Source organism: Bradyrhizobium sp., assembly GCF_049519115.1.
GTDB lineage: Bacteria > Pseudomonadota > Alphaproteobacteria > Rhizobiales > Xanthobacteraceae > Bradyrhizobium.
Genome location: NZ_JBEKRB010000007.1, coordinates 52,551 through 69,798 on the forward strand (window position 1 = coordinate 52,551; position 17,248 = coordinate 69,798).

14 protein-coding genes are annotated in these 17,248 nt (G+C 60.8%); 10 read left to right on the forward strand and 4 right to left on the reverse strand.

The features are described 5' to 3' along the window. Positions 1 to 60: 60 nt before the first annotated feature. Complete coding sequence (locus tag ABSE61_RS07725) at positions 61 to 1,470, reverse strand: M20/M25/M40 family metallo-hydrolase (RefSeq protein ID WP_423870494.1); 1,410 nt, start codon at positions 1,468 to 1,470, stop codon at positions 61 to 63. 99 nt (positions 1,471 to 1,569) lie between these two features. Between ABSE61_RS07725 and ABSE61_RS07730 the strand changes: the two genes are divergently transcribed. The 3 genes from ABSE61_RS07730 (at position 1,570) to ABSE61_RS07740 (ending at position 6,091) form a co-directional block, all read left to right on the forward strand. Continuing rightward, entirely contained in the window at positions 1,570 to 3,165 is a 1,596-nt protein-coding gene (locus tag ABSE61_RS07730; RefSeq protein ID WP_423870495.1) for a flavin monoamine oxidase family protein, read from the forward strand. A gap of 39 nt (positions 3,166 to 3,204) precedes the next feature. After that, positions 3,205 to 3,639, forward strand: a complete 435-nt coding sequence (locus ABSE61_RS07735) for a c-type cytochrome (protein ID WP_423870496.1) — start codon at positions 3,205 to 3,207, stop codon at positions 3,637 to 3,639. A gap of 352 nt (positions 3,640 to 3,991) precedes the next feature. After that, entirely contained in the window at positions 3,992 to 6,091 is a 2,100-nt protein-coding gene (locus ABSE61_RS07740; RefSeq protein ID WP_423870497.1) for a methyl-accepting chemotaxis protein, read from the forward strand. A gap of 21 nt (positions 6,092 to 6,112) precedes the next feature. Here ABSE61_RS07740 and ABSE61_RS07745 read toward each other — a convergent pair whose 3' ends face one another. Both ABSE61_RS07745 and hydA read right to left on the reverse strand, forming a co-directional pair. Next, positions 6,113 to 7,243 carry an enolase C-terminal domain-like protein gene (locus tag ABSE61_RS07745; protein WP_423870498.1) on the reverse strand — a complete coding sequence of 377 codons (1,131 nt, stop codon included), beginning with the start codon at positions 7,241 to 7,243 and terminating at the stop codon, positions 6,113 to 6,115. A gap of 96 nt (positions 7,244 to 7,339) precedes the next feature. After that, positions 7,340 to 8,794, reverse strand: a complete 1,455-nt coding sequence (gene hydA, locus ABSE61_RS07750; protein ID WP_423870600.1) for a dihydropyrimidinase — start codon at positions 8,792 to 8,794, stop codon at positions 7,340 to 7,342. A 251-nt stretch (positions 8,795 to 9,045) separates the two neighbouring features. On the opposite strand from hydA, the gene ABSE61_RS07755 reads away from it, so the two are divergent. The 6 genes from ABSE61_RS07755 to ABSE61_RS07780 all read left to right on the forward strand — a co-directional run bounded on the left by ABSE61_RS07755 (position 9,046) and on the right by ABSE61_RS07780 (position 14,939). Then, positions 9,046 to 10,107: an amidohydrolase family protein gene (locus ABSE61_RS07755; RefSeq protein WP_423870499.1), complete on the forward strand. Its 1,062-nt coding sequence runs from the start codon at positions 9,046 to 9,048 to the stop codon at positions 10,105 to 10,107. Between the two features lie 71 nt (positions 10,108 to 10,178). Beyond that, positions 10,179 to 11,291 (forward strand): amidohydrolase family protein, encoded by a 1,113-nt coding sequence (locus ABSE61_RS07760; RefSeq protein ID WP_423870500.1) that lies wholly within the window; start codon positions 10,179 to 10,181, stop codon positions 11,289 to 11,291. Positions 11,292 to 11,314: 23 nt separating this feature from the next. Beyond that, the gene (locus ABSE61_RS07765; RefSeq protein WP_423870501.1) at positions 11,315 to 11,728 is read left to right on the forward strand and encodes a Rieske (2Fe-2S) protein; all 414 of its coding nucleotides are present in this window, start codon (positions 11,315 to 11,317) and stop codon (positions 11,726 to 11,728) included. 264 nt (positions 11,729 to 11,992) lie between these two features. Further along, positions 11,993 to 12,199: a hypothetical protein gene (locus ABSE61_RS07770; protein WP_423870502.1), complete on the forward strand. Its 207-nt coding sequence runs from the start codon at positions 11,993 to 11,995 to the stop codon at positions 12,197 to 12,199. Positions 12,200 to 12,217: 18 nt separating this feature from the next. Continuing rightward, complete coding sequence (gene paaK, locus ABSE61_RS07775; RefSeq protein ID WP_423870503.1) at positions 12,218 to 13,522, forward strand: phenylacetate--CoA ligase PaaK; 1,305 nt, start codon at positions 12,218 to 12,220, stop codon at positions 13,520 to 13,522. A 28-nt stretch (positions 13,523 to 13,550) separates the two neighbouring features. Then, positions 13,551 to 14,939 (forward strand): enoyl-CoA hydratase/isomerase family protein, encoded by a 1,389-nt coding sequence (locus tag ABSE61_RS07780; protein ID WP_423870504.1) that lies wholly within the window; start codon positions 13,551 to 13,553, stop codon positions 14,937 to 14,939. Positions 14,940 to 14,963: 24 nt separating this feature from the next. On the opposite strand, the gene ABSE61_RS07785 is transcribed toward ABSE61_RS07780, so the two are convergent. Next, entirely contained in the window at positions 14,964 to 15,815 is an 852-nt protein-coding gene (locus ABSE61_RS07785) for an SDR family NAD(P)-dependent oxidoreductase (protein ID WP_423870505.1), read from the reverse strand. 286 nt (positions 15,816 to 16,101) lie between these two features. On the opposite strand from ABSE61_RS07785, the gene ABSE61_RS07790 reads away from it, so the two are divergent. After that, positions 16,102 to 17,232, forward strand: coding sequence for an alkene reductase (locus ABSE61_RS07790; RefSeq protein ID WP_423870506.1), 1,131 nt, complete (start codon positions 16,102 to 16,104; stop codon positions 17,230 to 17,232). Positions 17,233 to 17,248: the final 16 nt, after the last annotated feature.

Below are 17,248 nucleotides of genomic sequence, written 5' to 3' on the forward strand. Positions count from 1 at the left end.
GGCCGATGGCTTCTCGGGTGATGCCCAGAAGTCTCGGAGAAAGTTTTTTGCCTCGGGCGCTTATTTTACTGCTGGTGCAAGACTTCTGAAATCCACGTCCGATGCCGCCGCAAGATAAGTGAAGACCGACCACACTGCGACCGCTTGGGCAAGCTGCTTCGGATCGATCTTGTCGAGCGTGTCGTCAGCGGTGTGATGGGTATCGAAATAATCCAGTCCGTCTTGGCGCAGTGATACCACGGGCACGCCGGCTGTTTGAAGATCGCGAATGTCGTCGCCGCCGCCAAGGGCTGGCCGGCGATCGAGGTTTGCGCCGAGTGGCGCAATTATCCGATCTAGTGTTCGGCCAAAATCATTTGTCGCGGCGCCGGATGGAAGCTGCACAGAATATACATTGCGTGCGCCGAAATCTGCCTCGCCCGCCACAACGATCTTGCCGGTTTCTCCTTCGTGGGCTTTGGCATAGGCGGCACCGCTGAAGTTCATCTCTTCGGCGCCGAATAGGACGACACGAATCGTGCGGCTGGGACGCTGGGGCAATCTGGCGATTAGCCTGGCGGCGCCGAAGACAATAGCAACGCCGGCACCGTCATCAGTCGCGCCGGTGCCGAGATCCCATGAATCGAGATGCCCACCGACAAGAACGATCTCGTCTGGCCGCGCTCCACCCTTTATCTCGCCGACGACATTCCAGGACGGCGCGCTCTCTCGAACCGTCGGTGTCAGCAGAAGTCGGATCCTTACCGGACCCTGCGCAGCCAGCCGTTCGAGCTGATCGGCGTCCGGGACGGCTAAAGCAGCCGCAGGAATTCGTTGCGCACTATCTTCGTAACTAAGCGCGCCGGTATGAGGCAAACGATGGTTGTCGGTACCGAGCGAGCGCAGCAGGTAGGCGACGGCGCCTCGCTTTGCTGCTTCGGAGGGACCACGACGCCGAATTGGGTTGGCGGCGCCATAGCCGCTGCCGTCCTGTGCTCGCACCATGCGCTGGGTCACAACGGCGATTTTGCCGTTGAGCGACCCCGGAGCGGCCGCCAGCAAATCGTCGTAGGTTCGGAACAGCGATATCTCGGCTTCAATGCCGTTAGCATCCGTCGCGACCGAGCCTCCCAATGCGGTCACGACGAGATGTTGCGGCACTGGACCAACGATCTCCGCGCTTTCAGCGCCGCGGATCCAGGCAGTAAGGGTAAATGGCTCGGAATGAACGTTCTCGAATCCTGCTGCTGTGAGCTTGGACTCGGCCCATGCAACCGCGCGCCTATGGGCTTCGGTACCGGCCAGACGCTGTCCGATCTCGGTGGTCAGCGATTCCACGAAATTAAAAGCGGATGGATCGCCGAGCGCACTCTGCCCGAGGCTCGATGCGGTGGCGATCAACGAACTCGGAGGCAGCGGGTCGGCGATCATCACTCCAGCGCTAACCGCGAGGGCAACCGCAGCGACTAGAAAGCGCAACATCTTGCCCATGGGATTGCTCCTTCGCCAAAAAGCGCTAACTACAATATAACGCTGTATCCGATCTGTAGATCTAAACTAAATAGCGAAAACGATTGAACCTCGAGCAAGATGCCAAACGAGCTTGAACCATATAGTCGGCGCGATCTTCTGGCCCTGATCGGCGCAGTTTCCGGTAGCGCCGCGATGTATCATGCGATGACCAGTCTGGGGTTTGCCTCTGATTCCGGATACAAAGGACCGATCAAGCTCGAAGGTGATCCTAAGGGCGCTTCTGTCCTGATACTCGGCGCGGGACTTGCCGGGATGACTGCCGCTCTTGAGTTACGCAAAGCCGGCTACAAAGTCCAAATCCTCGAATTCAACAGCAGGGCAGGGGGACGCAATTGGACTTTGCGCGGAGGAGATACGTTTACCGAACTCGGTGGGTTCAAGCAAACCTGCGAATTTGAGCAAGGCCTCTACATCAATCCGGGCCCATGGCGAATTCCCTATCACCATCGCGCGGTTCTCGATTACTGCAAGCGCCTGGGCGTCACGCTTGAGCCATTCGTCCAGCTTAATCATAACGCGTTTCTGCACGCGACCAACGCGTTCGGAGGTACTCCGCAGCGTATTCGTGACATCAAGAGTGACTTTCAAGGACAGATTTCGGAATTACTCGCCAAGGTAACGCAACAGGGAAAGCTTGACGAAGCTGTATCGAAAGAGGATCGCGAGATCTTGTTGCAAGCGCTGAAATCATGGGGCGCGCTGGACGGTGACTACGCTTACAAGGCAAATCCAATTTCTGCTGAATTTCGTGGTTACGCTACTTCTCCGGGCGGCGGCCTCGGCGCAGGGCCGATCCCGGGTGAAGTGATCAATTTGTCTGATATCCTCAAATCGCGGGTCTGGCGCTATTTGCAGATTTTTGCGCGCCATACGTTCCAGGACACGATGTTTCAGCCGGTAGGAGGCATGGACGCGATCGGCAAGGCGTTTGCCAGGGAAGTCGGCGACATCATCCAATACAATGCCAAGGTGACGCGGATCCAACAGGACGACCACGGCGTCACGGTCACCTACACAAACCTCAAGGCTCCGGCAACGCCGCAACTGGCCAAAGCCGACTGGTGCGTTTGCACGATCCCGCTTTCCATTTTGAGTCAGATTCCGGTCGACGTTGGCGCTAGCATGAAAGCAGCCATCGACGCCGTGCCTTATGCAGCGTCCGTCAAGATTGGTTTGCAATTCAAGCGCCGCTTCTGGGAAGAGGACGAGGCGATCTACGGCGGCATCAGCTACACCGATCTGCCGATACTGCAAATCGCCTATCCAAACACCGGGTTCAATAGCACTGGCAGGGGTGTGCTGTTGGGCGCATACATTTTTGGCGGTCCGAATGCATACGAATTCACGTCGATGTCACCGGCCGAACGGATCGCCCGCGCTGTCGAATTAGGTGCCAACATCCACCCGCAATACCGTACCGAATTCGAGAACGGCGTTGCGGTGGCCTGGCATCGCGTTCCCTATACACTGGGATGCGCCGGCAACTGGACCGAAAAGGCAAGGGCGGATCACTACGATAACCTTTGCCAGATCGACGGCAGGATCGTTTTGGCTGGCGAGCACGCATCCTACATTCCGGCATGGCAAGAGGGAGCTATTCTATCGTCCCTTAACGCGATCACCCGGTTGCACGATCGGGTAGCCAAAACGTAAAGCGCTTGCTCATCAGAGTTGGGACGGCATTGCCAGATCATGCAGAGAAATTTGGGCCTTCGAAAAATAAGCTTCGTCGTGACGGTGTTAGCGGCGTCTTTGCTGGTATCGTGCGTTGCCCAAGCCCAAAGCCCCGAGCTTTCGGCATCCAAGCCCGCATTAAGCTCAGGTTCCGTATTCACTGAGAAGAGCGGCGAGCAATTGTTTTCTAGTGTTTGCCGGGGCTGCCACATGCCCGATGGCAAAGGTGCGGCAGGCGCAGGAACATATCCATCACTTGCGGGAAACAGAAACCTCGAAGCCAGCGGATATCCCATCGAAGTTGTCGTCAACGGACAGCGCGGAATGCCATCATTCGGATCGATGATGAGCGACGATCAGGTTGCTGCCGTCGTGAATTATCTTCGGACTCATTTCGGCAACAATTACAGGGACGAGGTGAGGGCCGACGACGTAAAAGCCGTTCGTCGATAGACATTGATCCGCCGTACCGGTGCTGACCCGAGTTTCGGAGACTAGTTCGATGACTGCGTGGGGGGTAGCCAGTTTGGTCCAGATGGTCCCCACCATCCAGTTTCAGGCTCGAACCTCGTTCGCCCTTCTCGCCGCCGGCTAACCGGAATTGGGCTTTCTGGCATCCGTGCGACTCTCTGTGCGCCACCCTGGCAGGCAAATCGGTAGCATTTCGCCTCGCCGTAACCGCATCGCCGGACCGCGTGGCGCTCGATGAACGCGGAACGACAGATCTCCGCCCGCAAGCCGGATCGACACTTAACTTTAAGATTAATACGCGACGATTCCCTGCTTTCGGGGCCGGGATATTGCAATGAAACTGTTTGCCAGAATGTCGATCCGGGTCGTGCTCGGACAGATCATTGGAGTGCTTGGAATCTTCCTGGTTGCGCTCAGCGCAATGGAACTGGTCTCCGCCGTGGAGCGCAACGAGGCCGCGCAGCGTGTGGCGTCGCTTGCCGGGACCGACCAGCAACTGTTCGCGACGCTGATGGGATTCCGTCTGGAGCGGGGGACGACAATTCCGGGTCTGATCAGCGAAGCGCCCGCGGATAGCGTTGCCGAAACCCGGGTCGCAACCAACCGGGAGGCTTCCGAAAACGGCTATCGTGCGGTGATCGAACGGCTCGCCGGGACTGCGGACCCCACTTTGTCACCGCTGCTGGCCCGCCTGATGGCGGCTCATGAAACCCTGGCGGAACTGCGCACCAAAGCGGACGCCGCCACGCATTGGCCGAAATCGGAGCGCGACCCAAGTGTCGCGCAAGACTACCCGAAGGCCGCCCAGGTCTATCTGGACGCCATTCTTGGGCTGACCGGCGCGCTGGAGGCATCGCTCAAGCTGGTCGATCCGGTCGTCGATCAATTGTTGATGGTCAAGCAAGCCGCATGGGCCGCGCGCAGTTTCGGCGGTCTGGTGGCTGTTCGGATCGAAAACAACGCCGCGGCCGGGCAACCCTTCAGCCAGGCCGATGTCGTCGCCGCCGCGGAGGACCGCGGCCGGGCCGCGCTGGCCTGGAGTCAGATCATGGAGGCGGTCGCCCGCGCCGACGCTCCGGCGTCCATCGTCGACATCGTCGCCCGCTCGAAGGAGCCCGCCGCGGTCGCGATCGTCGAGCGTCAGCGGGAGATCGTCAAGGCAATGAGCAACGGACAGAAAGCGGAGCTTCCGGTTTCGGAGCTGCAGAAGATCAGTACTGCTTCGCTCGTCCCCAGCGTCGACGTCGCCAACGCCGCGCTCGCCGAGATGGTGGCCCGCGCCGGCCGTCAGATGAGTGGCGCCACGCGGAGTCTGGCGTTGAACGGCGTCATGATGCTGGTCGCTCTGGCAATGACCATTGCCGGTTTCGTAATCGTCCATCGGCGTGTCAGTGCACCGATCAGGCGGCTGACCGGCGCGATGCGCCGATTGGCCGAACACGATCTGGCGACCGAGTTGCAAGGTACCGAGCGCACCGACGAGATCGGCGACATGTCGCGGGCCGTCGCTATTTTCAAGCAGAACATGCTCGAGGCCGATCGGCTTTCCGCCGAACAGCAAAACGAGCAGGGCCGCAAGGAGCAGCGTCAGATCGTGATCGAGGGTTTTATCGCAGCGTTCGACCAATCGGTTACCGAGTCGCTTCGCTCGTTGGCCGCAGCGTCGACCGAACTGCAAACGACGGCGCATTCGATGTCGGCGACGGCCGAGCAGACCAGCAGTAAATCCGCCACGGTGGCGTCGGTCTCGGAGGAGGCTTCGACCAACGTCCAGACTGTTGCGTCGGCGACCGAGGAGTTGTCGGCATCGATCAACGAGATCAGCCGGCAGGTTGCGGAATCCACCGGTATCGCAGGCGAAGCGGTCAGCCAGGCCGAACGAACCAACGCCCAGGTCCACGCGCTCGCCGATGCGGCGCAGCGGATCGGCGATGTGGTCAAGCTGATCAGCGGGATCGCCGGACAGACCAACCTGCTGGCGCTCAACGCGACGATCGAGGCCGCGCGCGCGGGCGAAGCCGGCAAGGGTTTTGCGGTCGTGGCATCCGAGGTGAAAAGCCTTGCTACCCAGACTGCGAAGGCGACGGAGGAGATTACCGCGCAGGTCGCCGCCATCCAGGAGGCGACCGGCTCTTCCGTGCAGGCCATCCAGGCCATCGGGGAGACGATCAGCCGGGTCAATCATATTGCTGCGGCGATCGCCGCAGCCGTCGAACAGCAGGGCGCAGCGACCCAGGAGATTGCGCGCAACGTGCAGCAGGCGGCTGCCGGGACCACGGAGGTTTCGGGACATATCGCGAGCGTCAGCCAGGCGGCCGGTGAGACCGGCGTCGCTGCCGGCGAAGTGCTCGGTTCGGCGAAAGGCCTGGTCCAGCTCTCGGAAGCCTTGCGCGATAACGTTGATCGCTTCATCGGCAACATCCGCGCGGCTTGAACCCACGCGATTGCCGCCTGCTCAATCACGCGCGGCAAGTGTGCGGGCGTTGGCGCGGATCGCCGCATCGCTCACCGTGATGCCCAGCCCAGGACCATCCGGCACGACGACGTGACCGTCACGGTGCGGGATGCGTAGTTCGAGCACGTCTTCGGTGAGGACGTGGTGGGGCATGTAAAACTCGCAGCCCAGCGAGATCCCCGCCGTGGCGGCGATCAGATGGGTGCCTGCGGCAAGGCCGATGCCGCCCTCCCACAGCGTGCCGCCATAGCCGGGCAGGCCCGCTGTGTCGGCTATGGCCATCAGGCTTTGGGCCTTGAGCGGTCCGCCGCATTTCATCAGCTTGACAGAGATGGCGTCGGCGGCCTGGAGGCGGACGATTTCGACCAGATCCTGTACATCGAAGCAACTCTCGTCGGCCAGGATCGGTGTATCGAGCGCAGCGGCGAAGGATGCCATCGCGGCGAGGTAGGGACGTGGAACCGGCTGCTCGATAAAGGTCGGCTGGAACCTGTCGACATCGCGCAGGATCTTGATCGCGCCGAAAGGTTGCAGCGCCTGATTGTAGTCAAGTCGCAGATCGATGCTGTCGCCGAACTCGGCGCGCATCGTTTCCAGATGTGCAAGATCCTCGCGGTGGGGTTTGACGCCGGTCTTGACCTTGTAGATGACGTTGCCGGCCGCAACCATGGTCCGCATCCGATCTAGATCGGCCGCAAAATCAGGATCGGCGATCGAGAACGAGAGCGGGATCGTGTCGCGCACGCGACCGCCGAGCAGGTCGGCAACCGACAGTCCGGTCTGCTTGCCCAGAATGTCGAACAGCGCAGTCTCAATCGCGACCTTGGCTTCGGCATGACCAACCAGAGTCTTGTCGAGCAGGACCATCGTCTCGCGGATGCGGCGTATCGGCCGGCCGATCAGCACCGGGCGCAGATACACGTCTATGGCCGCGAAGGCGGCCTCCGGCGTTCCGGTAAACACCTCCCATGGGGCCGCTTCGCCCCAGCCGACAGTGCCGTCGCTCGCGGTTAGCTCAAGCAGGACGCGCTTGACGGTCCCTTTGACATTCCCGACTCCCTGGAGCCGGGTCATCTTGATGGGACTCTCGATCAGGAACAGCCTGATCCGTTCGACAACCTCGGTCCCCATGCGATTCTCCGTTTGGAGCCAGACCCGGTCTGCGACATTTGATGATGCTGGCATGTCACGGAAGTCAAATCTGACGACGGCGTTCAATTTGCGCCACTACGGCGTCACATCGCCGCGGGACACCGCTTTCGGCGCGGTCGTTTGCTTCCAGGTCGAATTCGCCACCTGGATCGGCGAGAACGCCGGCCGTTCGACATATTTTCCATCGCCCTTTTCGGCGCGAAGTTCGCCTTTGGCGAAGGCGATCCTGCCGCCCGACAGCGTGGCGGCGGGCGCGCCGGTACAGTCAAAGCCTTCGAACACGTTATAATCGATCCGGCTGATCTGGTTTTTGACGCTGATGGTTTTGCTTTGCGTTGGATCCCACACTACGATGTCGGCGTCGGAGCCGATCCCGATCCGGCCCTTGCGCGGATAGACGTTGAGGATGCGAGCGATATTGGCCGACGTCACCGCGACGAACTCTTCCTTTGTCAGTCGCCCGGTGTGGACGCCCGCGGTCCAGAGCAGCGGCATGCGGTCCTCAAGCCCGCCGGTGCCGTTCGGGATCTTGCGGAAGTCGCCGGCGCCCAAACGCTTCTGTTCCGTCGTGAAGGCGCAGTGATCGGTCGCAACCACCTGCAACGAGCCCGACTGAAGCCCGGCCCATAAACTGTCTTGGTGGCTCTTGTCGCGGAACGGCGGCGACATCACCCGCCGCGCGGCATGATCCCAGCTCCTGTTTTCATATTCGTCGGCATCCAGCAGCAGATGCTGGATCAGCGGCTCGCCGAACACGCGTTTTCCGGCGGCACGCGCCCGTGCAATCGCCTCATGCGCTTCGCGGCAACTGGTGTGCACGATGTAGACCGGCGAGCCCGTCATATCGGCGATCATGATGGCGCGGTTGGTGGCCTCGCCCTCGACCAGAGGCGGCCGCGAATAAGCGTGGCCTTCGGGACCGGTGATGCCGCGTTCGAGCAGCGCTTCCTGCATCCGCGCCACGACGTCGCCATTCTCGGCATGCACGAGCGGCAGCGCGCCGAGATGGGCGCAACGCGCGAACGAGTTGTAGAGCTCGTCGTCGTTGACCATCAGCGCGCCCTTGTAAGCCATGAAGTGCTTGAAGGTGTTGATGCCATAGGTTTTGACCACGGTCTCCATCTCGTCGAATACCTGTTTCGACCACGACGTCACCGCCATGTGGAAGCCGTAGTCGCAAGCCGCCTTCTCGGACTTGCGGCGCCAGTCCTGATACGCTGCCAGCATCGATTGCCCGGAATCTGGAATGCAGAAGTCCACGACCATGGTGGTGCCGCCGGCCAGCGCCGCCTTGGTGCCCCACTCGAAATCGTCCGCCGACACGCTGCCCATGAATCCGAGTTCGAGATGGGTATGCGGATCGATGCCGCCCGGCATCACGTAGCAACCGCCGGCATCGATCACTTCAGTGCCGGCGGGCGCGTCGAGCGATGGACCGAACCCGACAATTTTGTCGCCATCAACAAGCACGTCGGTGCGCCAGGAATGATCGTGGTTCACCACCGTGCCGCCGCGGATCAGGATCATGATGATGTCTCCTGTGGGAGTGGAACACCGCCATAGGCGATCGCCTTGCCGCCAGTATGGCCTGCAACGGGCATGCCATAGCAGGAAACTTTGCAAGAAACTTTGCATGGCTGAAATCGCAGTACGCCTCAATCAACCCTTGCGCCGTTGCAGCCCTGGCGGCACATTTAAGCACAAGGGCGCGCCCCGAATGCGACGCCCAAGAAAGACACGCAAGAAAATAAGATCGAGGAAACGGCACCAAGGGACGGAACATGGCGGCGACGCGGATCGACTGCGATATCCACCCCGCGATAGGCGGCACACGTACCACGCTGTTGCCCTATCTCGATGATCACTGGAAAGAGCAGGTGGTGAGCCGGGCGATCGACGGTCTCGATCTCAACAGCTATCCGCCGAACATGCCGCTCTCCGGCCGTGCCGACTGGCGGCCCGCCAAAGGCAAGCCCGGCAGTGACCTCGCGATGGTTCAGCGCGGCGCGTTCGACCAACTCGGTGCGAGCCACGCGATCTGCAACGTGCTGTACGGCGCACAGGCCGTTTACGATCCCTATATGGCGTCGGCCTTCTGCGAGGCGATCAACGACTGGATCGCGGCCGAATGGCTCGATCGTGACTCTCGTCTGCGGGCCTCGATCGTGATCCCATTGCAGGCGCCGGATCTGGCTCTCGAGGAAATCGAACGCCGCGCCGGCGACAACAGATTCGTCTCCGTGCTGGTGCTGGCGCAGGGCGAAAGCCTGCTCGGCCGGCGGCATTATTGGCCGGTGTGGCAGGCCGCCGAGAAACACAGATTGCCGATCGCCATCCATGCCGGCAGCGCCTATCGGCAGGCGCCGAGTTCGGTCGGCTGGCCGTCCTACCGCTATGAATTTTATCTCGCCGAAGCGCAGGCGTTTCAGGCCCAGGTGCTCAGCCTGATCTATGAGGGTGTGTTCCTGAAATTTCCGAAGCTCAAGGTCGTGCTGATGGAATCCGGCATCACCTGGCTGCCGGCCTTCATGTGGCGGGCGAACAAGACCTGGCGCGGCGTCCGCGTCGAAGTACCGTGGGTCGATCGCGAGCCGGCGGCGATCATGCGCGACCATGTTCGTCTGACCACGCAGCCGTTCGACAGTCCGCCCGATGCCAGGAGCGTTGCCGACATTATTGATATGATTGGTTCGGACAAGATGTTCCTGTTCTCTTCCGATTATCCGCATTGGCAGTTCGACGGGGACGACGCGATCCCGCCGCATCTGCCGCCAAGTCTTGTTTCGCGCATGTGTGCCGACAACCCGCTTGAAACCTTTCCGCGGCTTTCGCTCGCCGCATAGATCATGATCCGGAAAAGTGGGAACCGGTTTTTCCGATAAGATCATGATCCAGACTTAGAATGGAGGATCGCATGAGTGATGTCATCGACCGCCCGCTGCTCGATCAGGAAGCCCCTGCCAGGATCCGGTTTCGGATCGTCGACTGCGATGTCCATCCGAGCCTGCATGCGAAAAGCGATCTCAATCCGTTCCTGCCCAAACGCTGGCAGGAGCATCTCAAGACTTACGGCGATCACCTGCGCACGCCCTATATGGGCACCACGCCCTATCCGCGGTCCTCGCCGTTGATCGCGCGCCGCGATGCCTGGCCGCCGACCGGTGGACCGCCCGGTTCCGATCTCGATTTCATGCGCAAGCAGTATCTGGATCCCTACGATGTCGAGTTCGGCGTGTTGCAGGTGCTCGACATGTTCATCTTCTCGCAACAGAACCTGGAATGCGGCGCCGCGATCCAGCGAGCTGTCAACGAGTGGCAACTCGCGCACTGGACCAGCCGCGATCCGCGATTGAAGGCCTCCATTCTGGTCGGGCAGGACGGCACCGATTTGGCGGTCGCCGAGATCGAGCGCTGCGCCAAGGTCGGCCAATATGTGCAGATCAACATTTCGCCGCGGGCCAATGAGCCGATCGGTCGCAGTCGCTATTGGCCGATCTATGCGCGCGCGGAGGAATTGGGTCTGCCGCTCGGCATTCATACCGGTGGCTATGGTGGTCATTCGCCGGCTGCCGGCGGCTGGCCGTCCTATTACGCCGAAGAGCACCAGTCGAATGCGCATACCATGGCGGCCGCGCTGACGAGCCTCGTGCTCGAAGGCGTGCTGGAGCGCTTCCCGCGCCTGAGGATCGTATTCATCGAAGGCGGCTTCGGCTGGATTTCATCCACCCTGTGGCGGATGGATCAGCACTTCGCGCGCTTCCGCGACGAGGTGCCCCATCTCAAGCGCAAGCCCTCGGAATATGTGCGGGAACATTTCTGGTTCACCACGCAGCCGGTCGACGAGCCGGACGAAGCGAGGCATCTGCGTTCCCTGATGGAATGGGTCGGCATCGATCGCCTGCTGTTTTCGTCGGACTATCCGCATTGGGATTTCGACGATCCGCGCTTCGCCTTCAAGACGCCGCTCAGCGAGGCCGAAAGGATCAAGATTTTCCAGACCAACGCGCGCGCCGTCTACAAACTCTGATCGCAAAGCACTGATCGTTCGCCATGGCCCGTCACATCGTCGCCCGGACCACCGACATCCCGCCCGGCGGTAACAAGGTGGTCACGCTCGAGGGCCGCGACGTGGTCGTGTTCCATGCCAATGGCGAGTTCTTCGCTTTGCTTAATCGCTGTCCGCATGCCGGTGCGCCGCTCGACCAGGCGGCCTGCGTGGCGCGGCTGACCTCGCCGGAACCCGGGGTGTATCAGCGCTCGCGCGTCGGCGAATTGCTTCGTTGCGCCTGGCATGGCTGGGAATTCGACATGCGCAACGGCCAGTCCTGGTTCGATCCCAAGCGCGTGAAGGTCAGGACCTATCCGGTCGTCATCGAGGACGGTGAAACCCTCGCCAAGGGACCCTATGTGGCGGAAACCTTTTCGGTTCACGTTGAAGACAATTATGTGGTCGTCGAGACCTAGTGTCCCGATTCCGAAGTTCGTAGCATTTTACGGAGCCACGTTTCGAACATCGGAATCGAAAGGACACTAGCAAACCTATTGTTCTAGTGTGGCTTTGGTTCAGAAGCCCGCATAATGAACTCGCGGCGACAACGATGCGGACTTCTGAACCGCCACACTAGTGGCTTGCGAATGTCAAATCCACTTCACTAGACTCTTTTGCTCGCAAGGCACAATGACAATGCTATAAGGCCGCCATCTGCGATCAGGATCAGGTACGAGCCGATGTCAAAACAGTCGATGCGCGAGGAGGCCGAGCGGCTGATCCGCGAAGCCATGGCGCGCAAGCCGCTGGTGGTCAAAGAGGGCAACACCCGCATCGAGGCGGTTTGCGGAAAATGCGGCGCGCCGAACCGCGTCTCCGCCGAACGCGGCGTAACGCGCGCAAAATTCGTCTGCAAGCAGTGCGGACACAAGCAGGAGACGTTGTAACCGCTTCGAGGTGAGCAGATGGGTGTAGCGGACGGAATGGAGCCGATCGAGACTGCCAGCGCCGACCAACTAGTTTCACTCCAGCTTGTGCGCCTGAAAGACGTGGTCAGCCGTGCCTATCAAAAGGTGCCGCATTACAGGCGCGCCTTCGACGATGCGGGCGTGCATCCGGACGACCTCAGGCAGCTTTCCGATATTTCGAAATTTCCGTTTACGACCAAGCAGCATCTGCGCGACAATTATCCGTTCGGGATGCTGGCGGTTCCGATGGACAACATCATCCGGATTCACGCCTCCAGCGGCACAACCGGCAAGCCCACCGTCGTCGCCTACACCCGAGGCGATATCCAAATCTGGTCGCAACTGATGGCGCGCTCCATTCGCGCCGCTGGGGGCCGGTCGACGGACAAGATCCAGGTTGCCTATGGATATGGCCTCTTCACCGGCGGGCTCGGCGCGCATTATGGCGGCGAACATCTGGGCGCGGCGGTCATTCCCGTCAGCGGCGGGATGACCGAACGGCAGGTGCAGATCATCTGCGATTTCCAGCCGGGGATCATCATGGTGACGCCCTCTTATATGCTGGCGATCGCCGACGAGTTCGACCGGCAAGGGATCAAGGCCAGCGCGTGCTCCCTGCGAATCGGCATTTTCGGCGCTGAGCCGTGGACCGAAAGCATGCGGTCGGAAATCGAATCGCGCATGGGGCTGCAGGCGCTCGATATCTACGGTTTGTCCGAGATCATGGGGCCCGGCGTGGCGCAGGAATGCATCGAGACCAAGGATGGCCTGACGATCTGGGAGGATCATTTCTATCCCGAGATTATCCATCCGGATTCAGGAGTTCCGCTGGCTGACGGCGAGGCTGGCGAACTCGTGTTCACCACCCTGACCAAGGAAGGCATGCCGCTTATTCGTTACCGCACCCGCGATCTCACACGCCTGTTGCCGGGCACGGCGCGAACGATGCGCCGGATGGAGCGGGTCAAAGGCCGCAGCGATGACATGCTGATCGTTCGAGGCGTCAACGTCTTTCCGTCCCAGATCGAAGCGGCGCTGTCAGGCGAAGAAAAATTGGCCCCGCATTACGTGCTCGAGTTGCGCCGTTCTGGGCGTCTCGACGAGCTCGATGTCGTGGTCGAGACGCGGCAATTGTTGGGCGGCGAAGCAGGCAGTGAACGGGAGACGTTGCGGCTTCGGGCCGAACATCTGATCAAGGCGTCGGTCGGTGTGAGCTCTCGGGTTCGCATCGTCGATCCCGGCGCGATTGAACGGTCGCAGGGCAAGGCAAAGCGCGTCCTCGATCTGAGGCCCAAAGACTGACCAAGGATTGACTGAGGTGGAGTCGAACATGCTTCCTATTGGCCTTCTGCCGGCCGCGACCCTCCAGAGCTGGCAAGCTGCGGATCCGGATTCGGCGACTGATTTTGCTGCGAGCGATTTCGCCGGCGATTGCCGCCGCTACGTGGCCTTTTGGACGCTTGCCCGCGAGCTTCTTGAAAGCTTGCCGGCCAAGCCGGCCCGCAACAATGAACAGGCAAGAGCCGCCGAAACCATCCGAGAGAAAGCGCGCGCCGCGCGGCAGCGCTTCCTGGCTCAGCATACGGCTTCCGTCTACGAGAGGCTCACGCAAAACTATTCCAGGTTTATCCGGGTCGAGACTTTGGTTCAGGCCGCGGCCGATGCCTTTCCAGGCCTCGTGCCCGGCGCCGACGAGATTGCCGAAGATGCAGGCAGGCTGCAACGCGACAAGGAAGGCGTCGAAATCGACCAGGGGATATTCCTGTCACATGTGCTGGGCGAGATGCGCTCGGGCACGCATCTTTGCCACGCGATGCTGTTGCCGAGAGCGGATACCGAGCCACATCTCGAAAAGTTTATCGCCGATGGTTTTGTCGACCTTGACGCGGTGACGGTCGAGCGCCGCGGACATGCGGTCCACGTCACCTTGAAGAACCCGCGTTATCTGAATGCGGAGGACCAGACCACGATCGATGCGACCGAAATTGCCATCGATCTGGCGACCCTCGATCCCAAAAGCAACATCGCCGTGCTCAGGGGTGGCGAGGTTGAGCATGTCAAATACAGTGGACGCCGGATACTCGGCAGCGGGATCAATCTCACGCATCTTTACCGGGGAAAAATTCCCTTTCTCTGGTTCATCCAGCGCGAGCTGGGCTTCGTGCATAAATTCATGCGCGGCGTTGCGCGTGCCGATGCGCTTCCGGACGATGTCCATGGAACGGGTGCCGAAAAGCCGTGGATCGCCGTGGTCGAAAGCTTTGCGATCGGTGGCCATTGCCAGATTTTGCTGACGCAGGATTATGTGCTCGCGGCAAACGATGCCTTCATGACGCTGCCCGCCCGCAAAGAGGGCATTGTTCCCGGTGCTGCGAATTTACGGCTGCACCGTTTTGTCGGTGACCGGTTGGCGCGTCAGTGTGTCCAATACGAGCGCAAGCTGCCCTGCGATAGTCCGGAAGGACGCTTGATCTGCGACGAGGTCGTCGACGCCGGCGAGATGGATGCGGCGATCGAGCGGGTGATCGAGAACTTGACCAGCTCCGGCGCTGTCGGTGCGATCAGCAATCGCCGCGCGTTCAGGATCGCGGTGGAATCGCTCGATCTGTTCCGCCGTTACATGGCCGTCTACGCGCGTGAACAGGCTTATTGCCATTTCAGCCCGGCCCTGATCGCCAATCTTGAACGATACTGGAATGCACAGAACAGGGCGGACTAAGGCTCGATTGCTGTAGAGCCTGTGTCAGCTTTCTGTGACAAATTTTGCGAAAGCTTCGGCATAATCCGGATGCCAGCGCGAAAGCGGCGGACGATTTTCGACAATATCTCCCGCCGCCCAGAGAATTCGCCGCTCGTCGAGGCGTCGCGGCACGTCGTTGTCAGGACAAAGAATATAGAAGTCGCCGGCCTCCAGCCGCTCGATCATGAAATCGACGGTTTGCTCCCCGGTCCAGGCGCCGGCCGGCTTTTCAGTGCGGCCCTTGGCGGTCAAGCCGGTAAATACGAAGCCCGGAATCAAGAGATGCGCCGTGATGAGGCTGCCTTTGACGTTTCGCAACTCGTGTTGGAGCGCCTCGGTAAAGGCTTTCACGCCGGCTTTGGAGACGTTGTAGGCGGGATCGCCGGGCGGCGTGGTGATGCCCTGCTTGGAGCCGGTGTTGATGATCAGGCCCGGCCGTCCGCGCTCGATCATGCGGGGCGCAAAAATCTGCGAGCCGTAGATCACGCCCCACAGATTGACGGCCAGAATCCGCTGCCAGTTCTCCGCTGGGCCGAACATCGCGCTGCCCGGCTGAATGCCGGCATTGTTCATCAGGAGATCCGTGCCGCCGAAGCGCCCGCGTACGGCGGCTTCCAGCTTTGACACTTCCTCGGCCCGGCTGACATCAACCGCCATGGTCATGATATTGGCAGCCCCTCCTTTCGACGCCGACACCAATTCGGCCTCGGCGGCCGCAAGACAGTCGGCGCCGAGGTCGGCGATGCATACCTTCATGCCGAGAGATGCGAATTTTCGGGCGGCGGCAAAGCCTATTCCGCTCGCGCCTCCGGTGATGACGGCGACCTGATCGGGTGACAGGACAGGATGGGCCATGAGTTTTTCTCAACAATGGAAGAGGATTGTTACGAACTTCGGAAAAAGAGCGCCAGACCTGTTGCGGTGACATCATCTTGATCGCAAATTGTGGCGGACACACTGCTAGTGCGGCGAATTTGAAGTTCCTGTCAGTTTCGCTGCAAGTACGTTATAGGGACTTCAAATTCAAAGCCGCACTAAAAACCCATATTTTCTAGAGCTCCTTTGATTCCGAAGTTCGCATCAGGGGTTGCTGCGATTGTTTGCGAACTTCGGAATCGGAGCTCCAGAGGGCGCGCATCACATGAATTTTCCTCACCTGTTTTCCCCGCTTCAGGTCGGCCCGTACCGGCTCCAGCACCGGGTCGTGATGGCGCCGCTAACGAGAATGCGCGCCGATCGATCCAGTTTCGTGCCGCGGGCACTGAACGCCGAATATTACGGGCAGCGCGCCACGCCGGGCGGCCTTTTGATCGCGGAAGCAACGCCGGTCATGGTTGAAGGCCGCGGCAATCCCGGTGTCCCCGGAATTTATTCGGATGCGCAGATTGCCGGATGGCGCGGTGTGGTCGATGCCGTCCACGCCAAAGGCGGGTTGATCTTTCTCCAACTCTGGCATGTCGGCCGTGTCTCGCATTCGTCGTTTCAGCCCGGCGGACAGTCGCCGGTCGCGCCTTCTGCCGTGCCGATCACGGGCGATGGCATGCTGGCGATGACATCCGACGGCAAGATGGTGCCGTATGAGACGCCACGGGCGCTTCAGACCGAAGAAATCGGACAGGTCGTCGAGGCGTTCCGGCAGGCGGCGGTGAATGCGAAACAAGCCGGATTCGACGGCGTCGAAATCCACGGCGCCAATGGCTATCTGCTCGAACAATTCCTGCAATCGCACACCAATCTGCGAACCGGCCAATACGGCGGATCGATCGAGAATCGCGCGCGGTTGTTGCTGGAGATCGCGCAGGCCGTGATCGCCGTGTGGGGTTCGAATCGCGTCGGCGTTCGCCTGTCGCCTTACGGTGTTGCGAACGGCAGCGGTGAGGCCGAGCCGATGCCGCTTTACACTTACGTGGTCAAGGCGCTCGATCCGTTGGGGCTGGCTTATTTGCATTTCATCGAGCCGCGATCGAGCGGGGCGGGCCGTGCCGAAGTGAACTGGCAGAACGTGCCGTCGGCGATGGTGCTGTTCCGGCCGCTCTGGCGCGGGGTCTTGATTTCCGCCGGCGGTTTCACCGGCGAGACGGCGGAAGCTGCGATCGCGCAAGGCCAGGCCGATGCGATCGCGTTCGGACGTATCTTCATTTCCAATCCTGACCTGCCACGCCGCCTGCAACACGGCTTCCCGCTCACGCCTTACAACCGCGCGACCTTCTATGGCGGCGAGGCGGCAGGCTATACGGATTATCCCGTTCACGGCGGGATGGCGACGGCGTAGACACCTTCTCAGTCGT